19 protein-coding genes, 1 tRNA gene and 1 riboswitch are annotated in these 20,593 nt (G+C 47.2%); of the genes, 11 read left to right on the top strand and 9 right to left on the bottom strand.

The window, feature by feature from the left end; all coding sequences use genetic code 11:
* Window positions 1–2: 2 nt before the first annotated feature.
* From ung to FSB84_RS25340, 7 genes are all read right to left on the bottom strand, one after another.
* Window positions 3–677: a uracil-DNA glycosylase gene (ung, locus tag FSB84_RS25365; protein ID WP_130540638.1), complete on the bottom strand. Its 675-nt coding sequence runs from the start codon at window positions 675–677 to the stop codon at window positions 3–5.
* A gap of 36 nt (window positions 678–713) precedes the next feature.
* Window positions 714–2,660 (bottom strand): KUP/HAK/KT family potassium transporter, encoded by a 1,947-nt coding sequence (locus FSB84_RS25360; RefSeq protein WP_130540637.1) that lies wholly within the window; start codon window positions 2,658–2,660, stop codon window positions 714–716.
* 85 nt (window positions 2,661–2,745) lie between these two features.
* Window positions 2,746–3,885 carry a DUF5074 domain-containing protein gene (locus tag FSB84_RS25355; RefSeq protein WP_130540636.1) on the bottom strand — a complete coding sequence of 380 codons (1,140 nt, stop codon included), beginning with the start codon at window positions 3,883–3,885 and terminating at the stop codon, window positions 2,746–2,748.
* A gap of 25 nt (window positions 3,886–3,910) precedes the next feature.
* Window positions 3,911–5,926 (bottom strand): TonB-dependent receptor plug domain-containing protein, encoded by a 2,016-nt coding sequence (locus tag FSB84_RS25350; protein WP_130540635.1) that lies wholly within the window; start codon window positions 5,924–5,926, stop codon window positions 3,911–3,913.
* Window positions 5,927–6,012: 86 nt separating this feature from the next.
* Entirely contained in the window at window positions 6,013–6,159 is a 147-nt protein-coding gene (locus tag FSB84_RS30740; protein ID WP_158644114.1) for a hypothetical protein, read from the bottom strand.
* 14 nt (window positions 6,160–6,173) lie between these two features.
* Window positions 6,174–7,205, bottom strand: coding sequence for a PKD-like domain-containing protein (locus FSB84_RS25345; RefSeq protein ID WP_147122359.1), 1,032 nt, complete (start codon window positions 7,203–7,205; stop codon window positions 6,174–6,176).
* A gap of 128 nt (window positions 7,206–7,333) precedes the next feature.
* Window positions 7,334–7,536: riboswitch (cobalamin riboswitch) on the bottom strand.
* Window positions 7,537–7,681: 145 nt separating this feature from the next.
* Entirely contained in the window at window positions 7,682–10,132 is a 2,451-nt protein-coding gene (locus FSB84_RS25340) for an outer membrane beta-barrel protein (RefSeq protein ID WP_158644113.1), read from the bottom strand.
* 235 nt (window positions 10,133–10,367) lie between these two features.
* Here FSB84_RS25340 and FSB84_RS25335 point away from each other — a divergent pair, with 235 nt between their 5' ends.
* The 6 genes from FSB84_RS25335 (at window position 10,368) to FSB84_RS25315 (ending at window position 16,172) form a co-directional block, all read left to right on the top strand.
* Complete coding sequence (locus FSB84_RS25335; RefSeq protein WP_130540632.1) at window positions 10,368–11,408, top strand: sensor histidine kinase; 1,041 nt, start codon at window positions 10,368–10,370, stop codon at window positions 11,406–11,408.
* On the top strand, window positions 11,408–11,782 hold the full coding sequence (locus tag FSB84_RS31265; RefSeq protein ID WP_225979887.1) for a LytR/AlgR family response regulator transcription factor: 375 nt from the start codon (window positions 11,408–11,410) through the stop codon (window positions 11,780–11,782). Before FSB84_RS25335 ends, FSB84_RS31265 begins: the two co-directional genes overlap by 1 nt.
* A gap of 68 nt (window positions 11,783–11,850) precedes the next feature.
* Window positions 11,851–12,117, top strand: coding sequence for a LytR/AlgR family response regulator transcription factor (locus tag FSB84_RS31260; RefSeq protein ID WP_225979886.1), 267 nt, complete (start codon window positions 11,851–11,853; stop codon window positions 12,115–12,117).
* A 44-nt stretch (window positions 12,118–12,161) separates the two neighbouring features.
* Window positions 12,162–13,967 carry a UvrD-helicase domain-containing protein gene (locus FSB84_RS25325; RefSeq protein ID WP_130540630.1) on the top strand — a complete coding sequence of 602 codons (1,806 nt, stop codon included), beginning with the start codon at window positions 12,162–12,164 and terminating at the stop codon, window positions 13,965–13,967.
* 108 nt (window positions 13,968–14,075) lie between these two features.
* Window positions 14,076–14,642 (top strand): NfeD family protein, encoded by a 567-nt coding sequence (locus FSB84_RS25320; protein WP_130540629.1) that lies wholly within the window; start codon window positions 14,076–14,078, stop codon window positions 14,640–14,642.
* Window positions 14,643–14,651: 9 nt separating this feature from the next.
* Window positions 14,652–16,172: a flotillin family protein gene (locus FSB84_RS25315; protein ID WP_130540628.1), complete on the top strand. Its 1,521-nt coding sequence runs from the start codon at window positions 14,652–14,654 to the stop codon at window positions 16,170–16,172.
* A 70-nt stretch (window positions 16,173–16,242) separates the two neighbouring features.
* On the opposite strand, the gene FSB84_RS25310 is transcribed toward FSB84_RS25315, so the two are convergent.
* Both FSB84_RS25310 and FSB84_RS25305 read right to left on the bottom strand, forming a co-directional pair.
* Window positions 16,243–17,052 (bottom strand): hypothetical protein, encoded by an 810-nt coding sequence (locus FSB84_RS25310; protein WP_130540627.1) that lies wholly within the window; start codon window positions 17,050–17,052, stop codon window positions 16,243–16,245.
* A gap of 92 nt (window positions 17,053–17,144) precedes the next feature.
* Window positions 17,145–17,567 (bottom strand): secondary thiamine-phosphate synthase enzyme YjbQ, encoded by a 423-nt coding sequence (locus tag FSB84_RS25305; protein WP_130540626.1) that lies wholly within the window; start codon window positions 17,565–17,567, stop codon window positions 17,145–17,147.
* A 63-nt stretch (window positions 17,568–17,630) separates the two neighbouring features.
* Between FSB84_RS25305 and FSB84_RS25300 the strand changes: the two genes are divergently transcribed.
* From FSB84_RS25300 to FSB84_RS25285, 5 genes are all read left to right on the top strand, one after another.
* The gene (locus tag FSB84_RS25300; protein ID WP_130540625.1) at window positions 17,631–18,134 is read left to right on the top strand and encodes a cupin domain-containing protein; all 504 of its coding nucleotides are present in this window, start codon (window positions 17,631–17,633) and stop codon (window positions 18,132–18,134) included.
* A 23-nt stretch (window positions 18,135–18,157) separates the two neighbouring features.
* The gene (locus FSB84_RS31255; protein WP_225979885.1) at window positions 18,158–18,955 is read left to right on the top strand and encodes an MFS transporter; all 798 of its coding nucleotides are present in this window, start codon (window positions 18,158–18,160) and stop codon (window positions 18,953–18,955) included.
* On the top strand, window positions 18,910–19,449 hold the full coding sequence (locus FSB84_RS31250) for an MFS transporter (RefSeq protein ID WP_225980119.1): 540 nt from the start codon (window positions 18,910–18,912) through the stop codon (window positions 19,447–19,449). The genes FSB84_RS31255 and FSB84_RS31250 overlap by 46 nt, the downstream gene beginning before the upstream one ends.
* Before the next feature lie 225 nt (window positions 19,450–19,674).
* Window positions 19,675–19,748, top strand: a tRNA-Ile gene (locus tag FSB84_RS25290).
* Window positions 19,749–19,774: 26 nt separating this feature from the next.
* A complete protein-coding gene (locus FSB84_RS25285; RefSeq protein WP_130540623.1) occupies window positions 19,775–20,593 on the top strand; it encodes a DNA alkylation repair protein in 819 nt (272 codons plus the stop codon).

Below are 20,593 nucleotides of genomic sequence, written 5' to 3'. Positions count from 1 at the left end.
GATCAAAGCGCCCAATCGATTGGGTCGATACCGTTTTGCACCAGGAACTGGTTGGTTTTGGAAAAATGCTTACAACCGAAAAAACCGGAATCTGCTGAAAACGGCGACGGATGCGCAGCTTTCAATATCAGATGATGACGCGTTACATCAATCAATTCCTGCTTCTCCTGCGCAAACTTACCCCAGAGAAGGAAGACGACATTCTTTTTTTCATCCGATATTTTCTTGATCACGGAATTGGTGAACTGCGCCCAGCCGATCTTGGCATGACTCATCGGTTCGCCTGCACGTACTGTGAGACTGGCATTGAGCAGCAATACGCCCTGCTCCGCCCATTTGGTGAGCGTGCCATGATTGGGAATGGGCAGACCCAGGTCTGAATGCATTTCCTTGAAAATATTCACGAGGGAAGGAGGAGGCTTGATACCCGGCGCAACGGAAAAGCAAAGTCCGTGCGCTTGTCCTGCACCGTGATAAGGGTCCTGCCCCAGGATCACCACTTTCACATTATCGAAATGAGTCAGATTGAAAGCATTGAAGATCTGGCCGCCCGGAGGATAGATGGTCTTACCCGTCATCTTTTCCGTTCGCAGAAAAGTAGCGATCTCCAGGAAATAGGTCTTGGTGAACTCGTTCTTCAGTGCAACCTTCCAGCTTTCATCGATTTTTACATCCATGCGAAAGTAAGTTTGGGTAAAAATAGAAAATAATATTTACTCCCTGATCAGTCTCGGCATCTGCACCGGTGTAACCACCACCGGATATTTCTCCACTGTTACATTGCTTGGGTCAAGTCCGAAGTTCACGGCTTCTTTCACGCTCAGCAGTTTCAGGTTAAAATAACTCTTCATCACAAAGGATTTGAAGAAAGGCATATCGTTCTCGAAACTCAGGAAGGAATCCAGCACCAGGAAACGGAAATCACCGATCTGGCTGTCCTGGTAATTCTTTTCATACCGTTCTGATACATCTACCTCATTGTTCTTTGCGAGGTCTTCCACCACCTGCCTGAAATAGAAATCGATACGGGGATCGATGCGGAAGCCGAGGTTGAATTCCACGAAGTAAACATCATTCTTCACGATGGTATGCACATGATAGCGCATGGCATAGGGTTCGTCCAGCACATTGATGTGCACGAACCAGTAAACGTCTGCCCGCTTGGGCGCTCTTCTCAGAATGGAGTCGATGGCCGTTTTTTCTATTTTTCTCGAACTGCCGCTGGCAGTAAGGTAAACCAGGTTGGTGGCGTATTTGGGAATATGTTCGTCTGTGCTAAGCCGTTTGAGCAGGTCTACATAATCATCCACGGGCACCAGTTTCACCAGCTTGCGTTTGATGGCGCGGCCGCGATGCCAGATGAACATGATGAGGAATAGTCCCGCGCCGATGATCAGGGTGATCCAGCCGCCTTCGTGGATCTTCTGCATATTGGCAACGAGGAAGGCAGTTTCGATGGCCAGGAAAATACCGGTGATCAGCACCACCCAGATAAAGGGTACTCGTTTGGCGTGCAGGTAGAAATTGATCAGCACGGTACTCATCAGCATGGTGAGCGTAACGCTAAGCCCAAATGCAGCTTCCATTTTGGTGGATTCCTTGAAGTACAGCACCATGCCGATACAACCGGCCATGAGGAACCAGTTGATAAAAGGAATATACAATTGTCCTTTCATATTACCGGGGAACAATACACGATGCCGCGGCCAGATATCGAGGCGTATGGCTTCATTGATCAACGTGAAGCAACCACTGATCAACGCCTGGCTGGCAATAATGGTAGCCATGGTGGCGATGATCACGGCTGGTATGTAAATGGAGTCGGGAACAATATGGAAAAATGGACTGACCTCTCCGGTGGTTTCACCTACATGGTTCAGCAGCCAGGCTGTTTGTCCGGCATAAGCGAGGATCAGCATTACCTTGATATAGATCCAGCTGATGCGGATATTGTTGCGGCCTACATGGCCCATATCGCTGTACAGCGCTTCGGCTCCGGTTGTACAAAGGAAGATGCTGCCGAGCAGCCAGAAACCGCCGGGCACTTCACGCAACATTACATAGGCATAATAAGGATTGAGTGCTTTCAGAACACTGGGGTATTGCGTCATGGCCATGATGCCGAGCACTCCGATAAATGTGAACCAGACAGACATCACCGGACCAAAGATCTTACCGATCCTTTCTGTTCCGAATTGCTGGAACAGGAATAGCCCAACCAGTATGGCGATGATGATAGGAACAGTATTGAGATGCGGGTTGAATTTCTGCAAACCCTCTATTGCGGAAGCAACAGAGATGGGAGGAGTGATGATGCCGTCTGCAATGAGAAAGGCGCCGCCTGCCATTGCAGGGATCAGCAGCCAGTGGCCCCAGTAACGACGGATCAATGCATAGAGCGAGAAGATACCACCTTCACCCTTGTTATCGGCCTGCAGGGTGATGATCACATACTTGAGCGTGGTTTGAAAGAAGAGGGTCCAGAAAATGGCGGAGAGTGCGCCCAGCGCTACTTCTTCCGTGATCACCCTGCCGTGAAAGACGGCATTCAGTGTATAAAGCGGCGATGTGCCGATGTCGCCAAAAACAATGCCGGCAGCAATCAATACGCCGGCTGCCGTTACGCGCTTATGAAATAAAACCGTTGATGTTGAGCTCATGTAATATCATCATTAGGTAAACCATTGGTCGCAATACCTGCTTCACAGTTACAAAGTAATGACTAATTGCTCAAACTTAATAGTGCTACAGTCCGCTCAAACGTTTGTAAGTGAACACGAAGTGGGCTGGGATATCGCCTGTTTGGGTATCCCATTTTCGTATGCCCTCTGGCGAGAAGCAATAAATGCGGCCGGGGGTAACATAATTGCCTGCATCGGTTACATAGATCTCGCGTGTCTCCGGGTTAACGGCAATGCCGTAGGGAATTTTGATCTTTGATTCAGTACCGTCTTTGATGAAATTACGGGATACGATCTCATGGGTGGTAGTATTCACTTGAGCATAGCTGATAGTATTCTTGCCGGTGGTATAATTCCATTCAGTGCTGTATACATAGGCAGTGTCCCCGAGGATGGTCAGATTGCTGGCAGGGAGTTCCGGTAGTTCGGAAACTTCATCGGATGCGTTGATGATGAAGGTACGGGAAGGTATTTTGAAATAGTTACCGCGGCTGGTCACATAGATATTTCCATGATTATCTTTTTTCATGCGGTGGAGATTGATGGCCACCTCGATCTTCGATATTTCTTTGAAAGTATTTAGATCGATCACGGAAACAGTGCTGTCATATTTCGGAACGCGGTAACCGCCTGAATTGGCCACGTAGAGTTTGTTGTTGCGGACCACCATTTCTTCCGGCTGGTAGCCCACTACACAGGTGTCTTTCACCTGGAGTGTGGCTGTATCTATGCGTGCCACATAACCCAGGCGTGCATTGGGATCGATCTTGACAGGGCCGGCATAAGAGCTCACATAGGCGTATCCTTCGTGGAAAGTAATATATCGGCAATTGGGAACCGAAATAGTACCGATATGTGTGGCTGTGCCCAGGTCCAACACTTCCACCAGGTTACTCACATTGATCACAGCATATATTTTGTTGCCATAGATCTGGATATCGTTTCCTACATCACCGAGTTCCTTTGTAACAGTGGGATTGCGGGTGGCGAAGATATTCTTCCAGTACACTCCTGTTTCATAATCGAAATAATCCAGGGATGATTTATTGCTGCCCATATTGGCTTCATTCAGCAGGAAGAAGCCTTTCACAATACCATTGGTGCCTTCTGTTACCTTGTTGAGAGTAGGAGGGATGATGGCATCTTCCTTACGGCAGGCATTCAGCAGCACAACAAGCAGTAAGATGGGCAACAGGGTTTTCATGGCTATACATTTTTTCGATTAGTGATCACAGTTGTGTGCTGGCAGTGAGCCGGTAGTTGATGCCGGGCATTGGGTACCATTGCACCACTTCGTATTGCTGGTTGAAAATATTGTTCACTTCGGCTGAGAACCGCCATTCTTTTTTCTCTTTTTTGATCAGTTTGGTCAAACCGAGATCATGAGTGTACCAGGGCTTCACATAGTTCTCGGGGATATTCGCCACGGAACTGTATCGCTCGCCTGTATACACGAAACTGTAATTGAGGCTCCATGTTTTCCACCCGGGGCTGATGATGGCGGAACCGCTATGCCAGGGCGCGTAAGGGATCTGGCCTCCGTAAAACGGATCAGTTTTGTCAACAAAATATTGCGCTTTCTGGTAGGTGTAACTGAATCTTGTATCCAGTAGCAATTGCCCGAAGAGTTGCCAGGAAGCAGGTATTGAAATATCCATGCCTTTGATCTGTACCTGACCGAGGTTCATCATGGTCCAGCGGAACTGGTTGGAAGTGGGCATCGCCACTATCTTATCGGTCACTTTGTTGAAATATAGGTCCACCTGCGGTTCCAGTCTGCGCAGGATTCCTGTTTTCCCGGAGAATGTATAAGTGAAACCGGCATTATACTGTGTGGTGTATTCAGGCGCCAGGTCTTTGTTGCCGATCTGTGTATAATAGAGATCATTCAGGCTTGGCATCCTGAAAATGCGTTTGTAGAAAGCACGGAAATGAAGCTCCCTCGCGTAAAAAGGCTGCCAGTTGAAAATCAGACTGGGCGTATATTCCTGCTTGTTACCTGCGGAGCTGTTGGCAAGTCTCGCTTCTTCATTCACAAAACTGCCCAGGAGGGATCCCTGCAATTTCACGCGATTGAAAGTGAAGGAAGAAGACAGGGCTGCCAGGGTACTTAACCGCCTTGGATATGCGAAATTCACCAGGTTGGCATCCAGCTTATTGAAACTGAGATCAGCAGCGGCATTCAGGCTCCACCAGTTAGTGATATTGAAAAGATTGGCAGCGGATACATACACTTCCTGCTGTTTGTAGGTATTGTTGATGTACATGGTGCTGACATCTTTCCGTGGATCGGAAATATAATGCAGGTAATCATGTGCTAATTTTGTTTTCAACTGCAGGGTATACCACTTGCTGATATTCTTCCGGAAAGATGCCTGTGCAAAAAAGTTATTGTCCCACTGCCTGTCCTGGTTCGGGAACAATCCCGGCAGTTCGCGAACGGCTGCGCCGGGATAACCTCTTTCTGATTTGTACCAGTACAGCCTGGCTTTCCATTCACCATTCAATACTTTGCCAAATACTGTTCCTTCCAGGCGGAACAATTGCACATTTCCATTTTTCCTTTTTTCTGTTGTATCGTATCCGTCTTTTTTCGCGTAGCGGAATTTGTATTCTCCGCTAGTGTTCAGGAATTCTGCACTGAACGCAGAACTGATCTTGTCTGACCATCTGTGTTCCCAGAATCCTGAAGGGTTGATGGTGCCAAAGGAACCTGCTTTGATGGTGGCTTTGAAGAGATCTTTTTTCTCTTTTGTTACCTGCGGCATACGGGCAGTGAGGTAAACGGAACTGGCAGATGCATAATCTTTGGCTGATTGCAGGATGGCGCTTTTCTGACCATTGTGGAGACTGATGGCTTCCATATTGTCAAGCGAAAACCTGCCCAGGTCCACTACGCCGTTCTGGGCATTGCTGAATTCAATATCATCGTAGAATACTTTTACATGATGGCTGCCCAGGCTGCGCACATCCACCGTTTTCAGTCCGCCGATACCGCCATAATCTTTCACCTGTACACCGGAGAAATAGCGGATGGCATCTGCCACGGAATACACGCTGAGTTTTTTCAGCGCTGCTCCGGAAAGTACCTGCACAGGAATGATCTCCCTGCGGGATCTTTCACCAGTTACTACAACGGAATCCAGGTGACGAACGCCGGAACTGTGCTGCTGCTGCGCGAAGCCTTGAACCGCCGCGGTTGAGCAAAGAAGGGAGAGGAGAAGGTATGAAAAGGGATGCTTCATTAACAGGAAAATTCAACCAGCAGACTGCAAAGCGCATGACCATAAAAGTTAGTTATGGCAAGGCTTTGCAAGCCCTGATCGTCCGATTATTTTTTTGGAATATTAAGGTCTTCTGCTCCTCCAACTTCAGTAGAGAGCTCTCCGAGCCAGCCGATATCGGCGAGCAGGCCGGTGTATACACGCACGAAGTGAATGCCGGAAAGTTTTACGGGTTGTCCGGTTTTTTTACTCACGGCCCAATCCAGCTTTATAGCGGATCTTTCATCGCTATTCGGCCAGTTATCTGCATAACCGAAATCGAATTCACCACTGGTCCAATACGGGAATTCCGGATCTTCTGAACTGTTCTCGATCTTATCATTCGCGATCTTAGTGCCTTTGAAGGTGAGGGTATTCCCTTTCCACTGGGGATAATAGGATTGACTATGGAAAGAGTTCTTATACACATATCCGGTGCCCCTTTGTTATCTGTCCATTTGATATATTCCATATCCGATGCGTAAGGGAAATTGGGGTGGGTCACGGGTTCTTTTTCTTCATTGGGCTTGTAATAGGTGATCTCATAATCTTTGATGGTGGAGGCTTTGTTGTATTCCGATCCTGCGATCTCGAACCATTCATCATCGGGCAATCCGTTGCCATTGGCATCTACGGCTACTTCGATGATACCGGCTTCAGACCAGGTAGCGAATCCATTGCCCAGCACCCTGAAATTGGCCTGTCCGGGAACGTTCATAACGGCGTGGTCGAAGCCCATTACGATATAGCCGCCAAAAGTACCGAGAGACACCATGCGGTTGGCCAGGATCTCATCCTGTGCCCTGGCGATCATCTGTGCTTCGGTAATGCCTGATTCCCACATGGGCAGTTCATTCAGGAATTGACCTGGCGCCGGCTGAAAATCGAATACTTTCATGGCATTACGTTTGTACGCAACCGTTTCATTCTTCACCTGGATGGTTGCTGTGCTGGTGGCAATCCTGTTGCCGTTACTAACTGTGATGGATACCTGGTAAGTACCTTCCTTGTCGCTGATGAAATAGTAAACACTGTCTGTGCTCACCAGCTGATCGTCTACTTTCCATTCCCGGGTTCCGTTGGTAATATTGGTTTCTGTGGAAAGCTTCAGTGTTTTCAACCTGTCGGCTGTGAAACCTCCGGCAGGTGTTTTGATAGTTACGGCATCCGGTATTTTCTCGTCGGAATCTTTTTTACATCCGGTGAGCCCTGCCATAGTGGTTACAATGCAGAGTGCGGATACTTTGATTACATTTTTCATGAGCTGATGGTATTACAGATCAATTTTGAATTGATGAAAAAACATTCTCAGATCAGTAATAGCCTTGCAGGAATAGATGGAATACATGCGGGGTCCGCACTGTTGTCCTGAAACCTTTCACCCGAAAGCTACGACTAGAGCATCTGGCAGGTCTTCTGACTTATTCCGGTTTGCCTGCCTTCCCATTCTGCGGGGAGCGAGAACAGTGGCTTTGTTAGACAAACCATTACTGGAATTTACAGCTACGGGGATAGTCCCGGATTTACACCGGGTTCCCATTTTAATCCTCTTCCACCGGAGTGGTTGAAGAACCAAATGCGGGGGCGAAGGTAATGATATTTTATATTAGAAAGCCGCCTGCTGCAAAATCGCAGCAAGCGGCTTCGTTTATGCTGGTTGATTAGAATTTTACATCAATGCTGAGTACATCCTGTTTTCGGGATCGGGAGCAAAAAGATTGTGATCGGGAAAATCCTTTACTGTGCCCGCTCTTTTAATTCATCGGCAGCATCGTCATTGTATTTTCGTTTACGGCTGAATGTTTCCTTACCAAAATTGTAGCTGAAGGAAATGGCTATACGTCGCGTATCGGGATCATTGGTGCGGAAAGAATATGCATTCACCAGGCCCCTGTTCTCCTCCCTGGTTCCCATGGAATGGAAAATATCTTCCAGGTTGAGCTTGATGGAGCCTTTGTTCTTCAATACTTTCTTTTGGACGGCCGTATTTATCCAATACCTGGATTTCACGTAGGTCTGGAAGTTGATGTTCGGCGCGTGATAAGTGGCATACAGCTCTGCGCTCCAGGTTTTGCTTATGCTGAATTGATTCTGTATTTGCGTTCTCCAGGTATAGAGTTGAAGGTCGATCGACTGGTTGTACAGCTTTCCATTTGTAGAGAATCTGGCGCCGGCAATATGAAAGTTCATGTTCCACCATTTGGCGGGTTTGAAACTCAGGTTCACCATCAATGCAAGGAGATCGCGGGCTGCGAAATTTTCCGGCCTGTTGATCTGCGTGTTCTTATCGATCTGCGTAGCATTGGCAATGCCATCATCCTGCCTTTCGTACATGAGACGGGTGGTCAGTAATTGTTTGTATCGCCAGTTCAGTTCAATGCGATTGGCGATTGTGGGATTCAGCATGGGGTTACCGGTGGTATAGCTGTACTGATCGATAAAGAACAGGAATGGGTTGAGCTGGTGATAGCCCGGCCGGTTGATCCTTCTGGCATAACTGAATGCCAGTGAGTTTTTTCCCGCACTGTCCAGTTTGTAAGAAGTGAAGAAAGATGGAAAAAAGGAATGGTAGTTACGTCTGAACATCGATGGGGCCACTGCCTCGTTTCCCAGCTGGTTGCCTTTGGTTTGCGTGTACTCCCATCTCAGGCCGAGTTGCAGACCGAATCGTTTCCAGTCTTTCCGCCCGTTCACATACAAAGCGTGTATATATTCACGATAGATGAAGTGGTTGGATTTACTGTAATCCGGAACAGGCTTGTTGTCAGGAATGGAATAATAGTCGGATTGGTGATTGTTCTTTACCAGCCCTGATTTGAGGCCGGTGCTGAAGCTTGCCTTGTTTTTCAATGGTAATGAATAATCCATTCTTGCAGTGAATACATCGGTACTGTAGGGAAGCCGGTAAAGGAAATTGCTGATATTGCCCAACTGGCCTGACTGGTCTTCAACGTAATTGCTCAGGTCCTGCGTACTTCTGTTATTGTATCGGATATAATTGAGGTCTGCTGTTATTTCTTCGCCTTTTTCTGTGAACCGGTGCTGCATATTGGCATTGGCTCCCAGTTGTTCCCATCTGCCATGGGTGGAGTTGTTGCCCCTGCCGGTGGAATCCGGATAATCGTTGGTGCTGAACATTTGCGTGATGTATTCCGATCCATCGTTCCTTTTCCGGGTTGTGCCATTCAGGATAATGCCCAGGGTTGTTTTTTTGTTGAGATTATAGTCCATTCCCAGTCTGGCAGAGAGCTCGTCACTGCGGGCATCGTTATCGTTTTCCACTTTCGTGGCGGTAGTTCGTTGTCCGCCGGTCGTAAAGAATGCCCTGTCATCCGTACTTTGATTGCGCTCAGTATAGCGGCTGTAACTGAAGTTGCCGAAATAGTTGATCTTCCTGTTGAGGTAATTAAGGTTGATGGAATTGTATGTTCTGTATCGTTTTCCAATATTTGAATTGTGGGTGGCGCTGCCTGCATAGCCCTGCGTTCTTTTCTTCTTCAGTTTTATATTGATGAGGGCTCCGCCATTGGCATCATATTTTGCAGGAGGATTGGTGATGAGCTCTATCTTTTCAAGCAGGCTTCCGGGCAGGGAGCGCAGGTAGGCTGCAAGATCACGGCCGCTCATATAGGTTGGTCTTCCGTCTATCAGTACAGTAACGCTCTGCATACCATTCATTGTGATCTCCCCATTATTATCTACCGTTACTCCCGGTGTTTTTTCCAGCACTTCCAGGGAGCTGCCTGCAGCAGCGCCGATCATCGATTCCACATTCACGATGGTTTTGTCAAGATCATATTCAAGCAAAGGTTTTTTGGCAGTGACCACCACTTCTTTCAGGGCGGTCTTTTTCTGAGGACGAAGAATGATGGCCGGCCACTGCAGCTTTTTGCCTGCACTGTCGATAGTGAATGGAAGACTGATAAAAGGCTCCATACTGATTGCTGATACAGCCAGAAGGTAGATACCAGGGCTGCCGACTTTTAACTCGAAACTGCCATTGTTCCCCGACGTAAGGCGTATCACTACAGTGGAATCCCCGGCCATCAATAAGTTTACCGTTGCTCCGGAAACGGGTTCGTTTTGTATATCTTTGATCTGACCACTGACCGTTGCCCGGAACCTGCCCTGGGCCATCAGATCTGAAACAGTAATAATGAAAAAGAGGAATAGTAAGATTGTTCTCATGATGTTAGCGGTTAAAGAGATGAAGGTTTCTGCAAATTTGGCGAAGGGTTGCAGCGTCAGGAAATAATCATGTTGAACAAGGCTTGTGGCATGACGGAAGCCCGGCCGGGCATGACAAAGGTTTTCGTCCATCCATAACGGTGTTCCATCAGTGTGCGGTCAGTATTCGTCAGGAACTTTTCGTGGTCTGGATTTGCCTGTCCAGTTTTGTGTTACCACCACTGAAAAAAACATTATGAAGCTCAAAGGAAATACAGCCAACCCAAAAGCGCCCACCAATCCAGGTTATCTCTGGCTGGCCATCGGAGCCGGAATCCCCATTTTCATGGCTGCTCTTTTCTATACGAAAGAGCGGATGAACAACAATGAGGAAGTAACGGCCTTCCTGATCACCGTGTTTTTCATTCTCGGCATTTTTATGGGCAGGTATGTGTCTCTGCTCTGGGCCAGCAAGGAATATAAAATTCCCAGGCGGATCTTCTTCTGGCTGGGTGTGATCATTTTCTTTACTATTATCCTCGTATTCATCATGGCTGGCGCTACTTTGCGGATGAGCTCGGATTTCATGGCCTTTCTCTTCATGGGAGTGCCACTGCTGATCCTGAGCATCACCTCCGGTATACTGATCAAACTGATCCGTGTTACCGTGAAAGGACAGCTCAATGAAGCCAAAGTCTCAGCTGCCCAAAGCCAGAGCGAATTACAATTACTGCAAAGCCAGCTCAGCCCGCATTTCCTTTTCAATACCCTCAATAATATTTATGGCATCAGTCTTACACGACATGATAAAGTGCCGCCGCTCTTGCTGAAACTTTCAGACCTGCTCCGTTATTCCGTGTATGATGCAAAGGAACAATTCGTACTACTCAAACATGAGCTGGACTATATCCAGAACTATATCGAATTTGAAAAGATCAGGGTAGGAGAGAAACTGTTGCTGTATGTGGAGATCGAACCGAATATCAATCCTGAGATTAGGATTGCACCGCTGCTGCTGATCGTGTTCATCGAGAACGCATTCAAACATGCGAAAAATACAACCAACCAGGAGATACAGATCAGCATGCAACTCAAAACCTGGAAAGACACCATTTTGTTTGCCGTCTGGAATTCCAACAGCAACAATCAGGGAAGTACAATGCTGAACTCTCATAGCGGCTTTGGCCTGGAAAGTGTACGAAAAAGGCTGGCGCTGCTGTATCCGGGAGAATACGATCTCAGTATCGAAGACAAGGACAATTCCTATTCCGTGATGTTACAACTAAAAGCAAAATAATGGCCAGGTACAATTGTGTGATCGCAGATGATGAGCCTATTGCCCGCGAGATCATCGAAGGTTATTGCAGGCATCTTCCAGCTTTACAGGTAGTAGCCAGCTGCTCCAATGCATTGGAAGCCAAAGCCGCATTGCAGGAACATTCCGTGGATATCCTTTTCCTCGATATCAATATGCCGGTGCTGGATGGCATCGCCTTCCTGAAAACTGTGAAAGAGCCGCCACAGGTGATCTTCACCACGGCTTACAAGGAATATGCCGTAAATGCATTCGATCTCGCAGCCTGCGATTACCTGCTCAAACCTTTTTCCCTTGAGCGTTTTATCATGGCCGTTGACAAAGCCATAGAAAATATGCAAAAAGGAATCCTGTAAATGGACAACAGGAATCGGAAAAAGGAGAGGACGCTCTCTTCATCCGCACCGATAACAAGATCTTTCGTGTGCCATTCAAAGACATCCTGTATGCAGAAGCCAGCGGCAATTACACCAGGATCGTTACACCGCAACACACGCATATGCCCGCCATCACTTTCTCCGGATTTGAGCAACAATTACCCGCTGCGCAATTCATCCGGGTGCACCGCTCCTTCATCATCAACAAATCCGCCATCTCGCATATCGAAGGCAACCGCGTATTCATCCATCGGATCGAGATACCTATCGGCAGTAATTACAAAGATTCATTTCTGAAAGAGCTCGGTCTCTGATCACTCCGTCAAAATGATTTACATTTGCCGCCCGCAGGTAAATTATGAGTACGAGCAAAAACAGTGTGAACAAAAAGAAGGAACTGACCGAAGAACAACTGGCCGTGATCCGTAGCAAGGGAGATGTGGCTATCAATGCTGTTGCTGGCTCCGGCAAAACCACTACCATCATCGAATATGCAGTGAGCAGGCCATCTTCCAGCTCTATCCTCTATCTCGCATTCAATCGCTCCGTGAAAATGGAAGCTGCCAAAAAGTTTGAAGCACGCGGCCTGAAAAATGTAAGAGTGGAAACGGCACACTCTCTTGCCTTCGATTATGTGGTAAGAGGATCTGGCTACAAGATCAGGCAGAAAGATCTCAACACACACGAAATAGTGGAACTGCTCGGCCTGCGCAGCAGCGGAGAAAAGCACAATGAGTATATTCTCGCCAACCATATCAGCAAATTCATTTCCTTTTTCTGCAATAGCAACAAAAAGAAAGTACAGGAACTGAATTATCTGGACCTGATCACCGACCCAACAGCAAAAACATTCGTACGCAAACATTATCCCGAGATTGAACTGGGCACCCGTCAACTACTGGCAAAAATGGAAAAAAGAGAAATCGATATCCCGCACGATTTCTACCTGAAGAAATTCCAGCTGCTCTGTCCGAAACTTCCTTACGATTATATCCTTTTCGATGAAGCGCAGGATGCTTCCGCCGCCATGCTGGATGTTTTTGTAAAACAGAAAGCCATCAAAGTGATCGTGGGCGATACCCATCAGCAGATCTATGGCTGGCGCCATGCCGTTAATTCACTGGAGAAGACAGGCTTCAAAACTTTGCAACTCAGTACCAGCTTCCGCTTTCCGCAGGATATCGCCGATCTGGCAACAGAAGTGCTGTACTGGAAAGAACATTTGGGGGATCATCAACCTGTGCCCATCACCGGCAAAGGCGCGCCTGTAAAAGTGAAGACCAATGCCACCATTGCGCGCACCAACCTGGGACTCCTGCTCAATGCCATCGAGTATATAACCAATAACCGGAAGATCAAAGGCATCTATTTCGAAGGTAATTTCAACAGCTACACCTATGCCGATGAAGGCGCATCCCTCTACGATGTGCTGAACCTCGCCAATAATAAGCCCGATAAGATCCGCGACAAACTTATCAGCTCCATGCGTAACCTGGAAGAGCTGGAAGAGTATATCGAAAAAACAGAAGACCCGCAGCTTGCCATGATGGTTGAAGTAGTGAAAGAATACGGAGATGAGATCTATGATATCATGCGTTCCCTGAAAAAACTGCATATAGGGGATGAGGACAGGGAAAAAGCAGACATGATCTTTTCCACCGTACACCGTGCCAAAGGAATGGAATACGATACCGTACATCTGGTGAACGATTTCATTTCCGAGAATAAACTGAAAAAAGCGAAAGGAGAAGCTGCTTCCAAAAATGAGAAGCCTGACCTGGTCAGGTTGAATGAAGAGATCAATCTTTTGTATGTTGCGCTCACCCGCGCCAAACATCATTTACATATTCCCGATATGCTGATGCCAGAAGGATTCAGAAATTCCCCTGTGATCTTCCGTACCGATACAAAAGAAGAAAAAGCAAAAAAGAAACCGGGAGATCCGCAGAAACCCTTACGAACGGCGCCGGTTAACCGCGCATTCGAAAATTCCCGCAGAAAGGATACTACCAATGAATCAGGCAAGCCCTGGTCCGCCTTCCAGGATGAAGAACTGACGATACTTTACGAGAACTTCAATTCCATTGCCGATATGGCCGATCATTTCGGCAGAACAAAAGGAGCTATCATCGTGAGATTGAAAAGATTGGGACTGATGGATTAAAAAAATGCTATATAATCTGTAACAAATGGTCCATTTCCTGCACTAACGGTAAAAATCCTTATCTTTCATTCACCAGCCCAGGATTTGTAAACCCCAACTCAATCGCGTATGGAATTACTCGACAACCTTACACCGTTGCTGAAAATGTTTTGGTTCATCGCCATTCCCGTCAGCGTTATCTTTCTCATTCAAACTGTGATGACCTTTGTTGGTGCAGATGCAACCGATGGACTGGATGCAGATTTCGACAGTAACCTGCACGGAGGTGATACCCCGTTCCAGCTTTTTTCATTCCGCAACCTCATCAATTTCCTGCTTGGTTTCAGTTGGGGAGGTATCTCATTTTACGGAACTATTTCCAATCCAACGCTGCTTGTGATTGTAGCGCTGATTATCGGCATAAGTTTCCTTTTTCTCTTTTTTCTTATTATCCGACAGATTGTAAAACTGGGTGAAGACAATTCTTTCCGCATCAACGATACGATCAATAAAACTGCAGAAGTATATCTCGCCATTCCCGGCGGCATGGAAGGAAGGGGGAAGATCCTGATCAGTGTTGGTGGTTCCATGCGCGAGCTTGAAGCCATGACAACACAGGAACGAATTCCTACCGGAGCCACTGTGAAAATTGTAAAAGTGGAAAATGGACATATCCTTATCGTAGAAAAAATTTAAGAACCCCATATGTTATCTCCTATTATGACTATTGTGGTCGGGGCAGTAGTGCTGTTCGTGACCATTCTCGCACTGGTATCCAGGTACAAGCGATGTCCGAGTGATAAGATCTTGGTGATCTATGGCCGCACCGGCGGCACATCAGCCAAATGTATACACGGCGGTGGCGCCTTCATCTGGCCGGTGATCCAGGACTATGCTTTTCTTGACCTGAAACCATTGAGCATCGAAGCCAATCTGACCAATGCACTGAGCCGGCAGAATATCCGTGTGGATGTGCCCTGTAGGTTCACCATCGCCATTTCCACGGAAGCGGACAATATGAACACTGCGGCTGAAAGGCTGCTGGGCCTCAGCGCAGAGCAGATCCAGGAACTCGCAAAGGATATCCTCTTCGGGCAACTCCGCCTGGTGATCGCTACGATGACCATCGAGGAGATCAACTCTGATCGCGACAAATTCCTGGAAAATATCTCCAAGAACGTGGACAGTGAGTTGAAGAAGATCGGCCTGAAACTGATCAACGTGAACGTAACCGATATCAAGGATGAAAGCGGTTATATCGCAGCGTTAGGTAAGGAAGCTGCTGCCAAAGCCATCAACGAGGCCAAGATCAGCGTGGCTGAGCAGGAGAAGATCGGTGAAACCGGAAAGGCGCTCGCGGACCGGGAAAAAGATACACAGATCGCTGAAACCCACAGGGACCGTGATGTAAAGATCGCCATCACGCAGAAAGACAAAGAGATCAGCATTGCCACTGCCGTAAAGGATGAAACCATCGGTAAAGCCGAAGCTGCAAGGGATACGCGTGTGAAAACCGCCGAAGCCAATGCTATCGCTATCCAGGGTGAGAACGAAGCAAAGATCGCCATTGCGAACTCCGAAGCGGCCAGAAGGGAGAAAGAAGCGGAAGCATTGCGTGTAGCCATTTCAGCTGAAAAAGTACAACAGGCAAGAGCACTCGAAGCATCTTATGTAGCTGAACAGAAAGCGGAAAATGCACGTTCAGAAAGAGAACGCGCCACTCAGGTTGCCAATATCGTGATACCAGCCGAGATCGCCAAACAGCGCGCCATCATTGAAGCGCAGGCCGCCGCAGAAACTATCCGCGAAAATGCGAAAGGTGAAGCGGATGCCATCTTCGCTAAAATGCAGGCTGAAGCGAATGGTTTGTATGAGATCCTCACCAAACAGGCGGAAGGTTACAAGCAGGTTGTTGCTGCGGCTGGCGGCGATGCCAACAAGGCCTTCCAGTTGCTGCTCATCGAGAAGCTGCCTGAGCTGGTAGCCACACAGGTGGAAGCCGTGAAGAATATCAAGATCGACAAGATCACTGTATGGGATTCTGCAAATGGAAACGGAACAAATGGAACGTCTACCTCCAATTTCGTTTCCAATATGATGAAGACAGTTCCACCACTGAACGATCTGTTCAACATGGCCGGACTGAACCTTCCGGACTATCTGAAAGGGAATGATCCACAGTCGAACGGCGACAATAAGATCGACCTTCCGATAATAAAAGAATAATAGAAATCAGCAAAAATGGAAACGGCTGCATGAAGTAACATGCAGCCGTTTTTCATTGTGCTATGTTTGATCACTTGTAGCCGTTGACCTTCACATTGGAGATCAGGAAAGCGGCAGGATTGTTGAACTGCGCTCCCAGCTTGAAAGTGCTGTAGGTACGTTTTGATTCAAATGCGTTGGTGATATCGAAAGTCTTTTCTTCGTTGATGAAAACCTGCAGGCGCTCACCTTGTTTACGGATGGCGATATGGTTCTTTTTTCCGCCTTCATTATAGGTGCTGCTGTTTACATTGGTGGATATATTTTTCGCTTTACTGTCTACCCATGCAGAGCCGCCTTCATAGATCCTCAGTTGGAGAAAAGGATTACTGGGATAGAGATCGAAATTGCCGTTGAGCGCATCCTCAAAATCGATAAAAAGCGTATGACTATTGCTGTTATTCGCAATAATAAGATCGAATTCCACTGTGAAGTCTTTGGTAATCCCGCCTTTGATCTTAGGGATATACATGCCTTTGGAGGCGATTGAAAGCCATTTGCCGGGGAAATCCTCCAGGGTTACCACTTCGCCGCTGCCATCCGTTTTCCATTGGGTGGGGAATTTACCGGTTTCGGTGGATTCGAAATTATCTGCAAACAGGAGGGAGTCGCCTGCCACGAAATCATACTTCGAGTGAATGATGATCCGGTTGTTTTCTTTGGCAGCAGAGGGAGGGGTGCTGGTAGCTGTAGCTTCCGGGTTTTCTTTTTTCTTCTTTTTGAAAATATTGCCAACCTTTTCCACTGCATTTCCTACCTGCTCAACAGATTGAGCTTTCATCATAACCGGGGCGGCCATCAACAGCAATACCCCGCTTAATTGCATAACGTGTTTCTTCATGGGTGTGACTGATTTGAAAAGCAAAAATAAGGTACCAGTTCCAGACAACCGTAGCAGGAGATATTAGTATTGTTAAGGAATTGTAACATTGCCTACTGTCCCCAGGCGGTGATCACTACTGTTCTGCTGCCGCCGTGATTGCGGTGTTCGCAAAGATAGATTCCCTGCCAGATGCCGAGCGCCAGTCTTCCATGACGTACGGGTATCAATACCTGATTGCCCAGCAGCGCCGCTTTCAGGTGTGCAGGCATATCATCGGAGCCTTCATCGTTGTGAAGGAAATCCGGATCGTTTTCCGGGACAGCTTTGTTGAAAAAGGTTTCAAAATCTGCCCGCACCGTAGGATCTGCATTTTCGTTGATGGTGAGCGAAGCGGATGTGTGCTGAATGAACACCTGGCACATGCCTGCCTTCAGTTCTGACAATTCCGGAATAGCCCTGCTGATCTCTGCCGTGATGAGATGAAAACCTCTTCTTTTCGGCGGCAGTGAAATGGTTTGCTGGAACAGTTTCATGATGGTAAGATACAGGATTTGGCTATATTGAAGCCGAATAGTGGAAAACTGAACAAATAGAATATGAACACTGCAGCACAATTGATCAGCCAGTATCAGCTGCTTCCGCATCCGGAAGGAGGCTACTACAAGGAAACCTATCGAAGCAGCGAAATAGCGCCTGCATCTGCATTGCCTGAAAGATTTGGCGGTAACAGGTTTTTCTCCACGGCTATTTATTTCCTGCTGGAGAGTGGCAATTTTTCTGCCTTTCACAAAATAAAGAGTGATGAATGCTGGCATTTTTATGCAGGACAAACCCTGCTGGTGCATATCCTGCATTTGAATGGTGAATTACAGACCGTTTCCCTGGGAAGTAATGCTGCTGAAGGAGAATTGTTCCAGTTTGTAGTGCCCGCCAATTGCTGGTTTGCCAGTGAACCGGCTGAGGGTAGCGAATTTGCATTCACGGGTTGTACTGTTTCGCCGGGATTCGATTTTGAAGATTTCGAGCTGGCAAAAGCGGAGGAACTGCTCAGCAAATATCCTGCTCATGCAGCATTGATCAGAAGACTCTGCAGACAATGATTTCCCGCAATCAAGAAAACATTATGTCCCATCAGGAAAAAATTTCAGGCTCAAGGTTGAAAGCCATCATCGGGGGCACTATCGGCAACCTGGTGGAGTGGTACGACTGGTATGCTTATTCCGCTTTTGCATTATATTTTTCATCTTCTTTTTTCCCTACGGGCAATGCAACGGCCCAATTGCTGAACACTGCCGGCGTATTTGCATTGGGGTTCCTGATGCGCCCGATCGGTGGTTGGCTATTCGGTATGCTGGCAGACAAAAAAGGCCGTAAAGTTTCAATGACATGGTCTGTACTATTAATGTCATTCGGATCATTGCTGATCACTTTTACGCCAACGTATGCGCAGATCGGCATTATGGCACCGGTGATCCTGCTGCTGGCCAGGCTGCTCCAGGGATTGAGCGTTGGCGGTGAATACGGTGTTTCGGCTACCTATCTGAGTGAGATGGCCAGCAGGAACAGGCGTGGTTTTTATTCCAGTTTTCAATATGTGACGCTGATTGGCGGACAGCTGATAGCCCTGGGTATTCAGATCATCTTACAGAAATTCCTGCTCACGGATAAGCAACTTCATGAATGGGGCTGGAGGATCCCTTTCGCCATCGGCGCCGTGCTGTCTGTAGTGGCGCTCTACCTGCGTTCCAATCTCCATGAAACACCCAGCTTCGAATCGCAAAAACAAACCAGCACTGCAAAGAAAGGATCCATCCGTGAACTGCTCAGGCATCCACGCGCTGTGCTAACTGTTGTTGGACTAACGCTGGGGGTACACTGGCCTTCTATACTTATACCACCTATATGCAGAAATTCCTGGTGAATACGGTGCAGCTTTCCAAGGAGCAATCCACCAATATTTCTTTTATTACACTTTTACTGTTTGCATTATTGCAACCGGTTCTGGGAGGATTGTCTGACAGGATCGGCCGTAAGCCGCTGCTGATCGGGTTTGGCGTACTGGGCGTACTTTTCACCGTGCCCTTGCTGGAAGCGCTTAGCAGAACGGACTCCAGTGTAGTGGCCTTTCTACTGATCATGGTTGCGCTGGTGATTGTTAGTGGATATACGAGTATCAACGCCATTGTAAAGGCAGAGCTCTTTCCCGCTGAAGTTCGTGCCCTGGGAGTGGGACTGCCTTATGGACTGACCGTAGCGATCTTTGGTGGCAGTGCAGAGTACATTGCACTCTGGTTGAAGAAAGCCGGACATGAGAATTATTTCTACTGGTATATTACCGGTTGTATTGCAATTTCGCTGACGGTTTATTTATGGATGAAGGATACGAAGAAGACTTCCAGGATCAATGAAGAATAATATCTCAAAAACTTAGTATCTTCGCTGCACAAACAACAATGAATTTATTTAACTACATAGCAATTGTTCATGTCATAGGAAGCCTGCGGCTTTCGGGTGATTGATCATAGTTGCTATGAACATATGGTTTATACAAGAGATTAGCCCCCGGAGCAAAAACAGCACGGGGGCTTTGCTTTTTTAGCTCTCATTGCTGCTTTCGTTTCCACAGGTTGATCTCTCCATTGATGCTTAGCTCAGTGGGTTAGAGCAGGTGCCTTATACGCACAAGGTCATCGGTTCAAATCCGATAGCATCAACAGTTGCATTCCTTAACTTTATGATTATGAAACAGGAAATTCTGAACAGAAAAGGCGCAAGAAAAGTGATGGATATTCCCGACGAGGTACTGGACCTGCTGAACCATGGAAAGATCGAAACAGTGAACCTGACTGAGTGGCTGGCGGTTGATCATGTGGAATTGATCAACAACAATCTGACCCATATCGTTATACCAGAAAATGTCTCTTCACAACTCATAGAAAAGATAAAAAAGCAAAAAGCACCTACCACCATGAACACGATCAGACTGGTAGGCGCATCACTGTATGATTATCTGCAGGGGAAGAAAGAATTAGATACCGCCAGGGAAATATTGACCCATCATACATCGGACAGTATACGTTGTTATGCGCCTTTTCTGACCGGGCTTGACCAGCAGCTTTCGATAAGCCAGAAACTCCATCAGGCGCAGGCTTTGGTGGCAGATAAACATTTTGGCGTTCGCGAAATCGTATGGATGGCATTGCGCCCTGAAATAGACCTGAACCTGGAACAGGCTATTGAAATCCTGAGTGGATGGACTTCCAGTAAGGATGAAAATATCAGGCGGTTCACAACCGAGTCCATACGCCCAAGGGGAGTTTGGTGCAAACACATCGAAAGATTGAAAACAGAACCTGAACTGGCCCTGCCGGTATTGGAAAAGCTAAAAGCTGATCCCTCAAAATATGTTCAGGGCAGTGTTGGAAACTGGTTGAATGATGCCAGTAAAACAAGTCCTGATTTTGTTGAACATCTCTGCGAAAGATGGCAGAGTGAATCTGCAGACAAGAATACAGAAAAGATAATCAGGAAAGCGTTGAGAACTTTGAATAAAGGATAG

Source organism: Pseudobacter ginsenosidimutans (assembly GCF_007970185.1).
Lineage (GTDB): Bacteria > Bacteroidota > Bacteroidia > Chitinophagales > Chitinophagaceae > Pseudobacter > Pseudobacter ginsenosidimutans.
This window is presented reverse-complemented; position numbering and strand designations above follow the sequence as displayed.

Coding starts and splice junctions, on each gene's coding strand:
- ung (WP_130540638.1), bottom strand. CDS start 677: ATGGATGTAAAAATCGATGAAAGCTGGAAGGTTGCACTGAAGAACGAG.
- FSB84_RS25345 (WP_147122359.1), bottom strand. CDS start 7,205: ATGAAAAATGTAATCAAAGTATCCGCACTCTGCATTGTAACCACTATG.
- FSB84_RS25285 (WP_130540623.1), top strand. CDS start 19,775: ATGAAACAGGAAATTCTGAACAGAAAAGGCGCAAGAAAAGTGATGGAT.
- FSB84_RS25335 (WP_130540632.1), top strand. CDS start 10,368: ATGAAGCTCAAAGGAAATACAGCCAACCCAAAAGCGCCCACCAATCCA.
- FSB84_RS31265 (WP_225979887.1), top strand. CDS start 11,408: ATGGCCAGGTACAATTGTGTGATCGCAGATGATGAGCCTATTGCCCGC.
- FSB84_RS25315 (WP_130540628.1), top strand. CDS start 14,652: ATGTTATCTCCTATTATGACTATTGTGGTCGGGGCAGTAGTGCTGTTC.
- FSB84_RS25305 (WP_130540626.1), bottom strand. CDS start 17,567: ATGAAACTGTTCCAGCAAACCATTTCACTGCCGCCGAAAAGAAGAGGT.
- FSB84_RS25360 (WP_130540637.1), bottom strand. CDS start 2,660: ATGAGCTCAACATCAACGGTTTTATTTCATAAGCGCGTAACGGCAGCC.
- FSB84_RS25310 (WP_130540627.1), bottom strand. CDS start 17,052: ATGAAGAAACACGTTATGCAATTAAGCGGGGTATTGCTGTTGATGGCC.
- FSB84_RS31255 (WP_225979885.1), top strand. CDS start 18,158: ATGTCCCATCAGGAAAAAATTTCAGGCTCAAGGTTGAAAGCCATCATC.
- FSB84_RS25355 (WP_130540636.1), bottom strand. CDS start 3,885: ATGAAAACCCTGTTGCCCATCTTACTGCTTGTTGTGCTGCTGAATGCC.
- FSB84_RS25325 (WP_130540630.1), top strand. CDS start 12,162: ATGAGTACGAGCAAAAACAGTGTGAACAAAAAGAAGGAACTGACCGAA.
- FSB84_RS25300 (WP_130540625.1), top strand. CDS start 17,631: ATGAACACTGCAGCACAATTGATCAGCCAGTATCAGCTGCTTCCGCAT.
- FSB84_RS25340 (WP_158644113.1), bottom strand. CDS start 10,132: ATGAGAACAATCTTACTATTCCTCTTTTTCATTATTACTGTTTCAGAT.
- FSB84_RS25350 (WP_130540635.1), bottom strand. CDS start 5,926: ATGAAGCATCCCTTTTCATACCTTCTCCTCTCCCTTCTTTGCTCAACC.
- FSB84_RS25320 (WP_130540629.1), top strand. CDS start 14,076: ATGGAATTACTCGACAACCTTACACCGTTGCTGAAAATGTTTTGGTTC.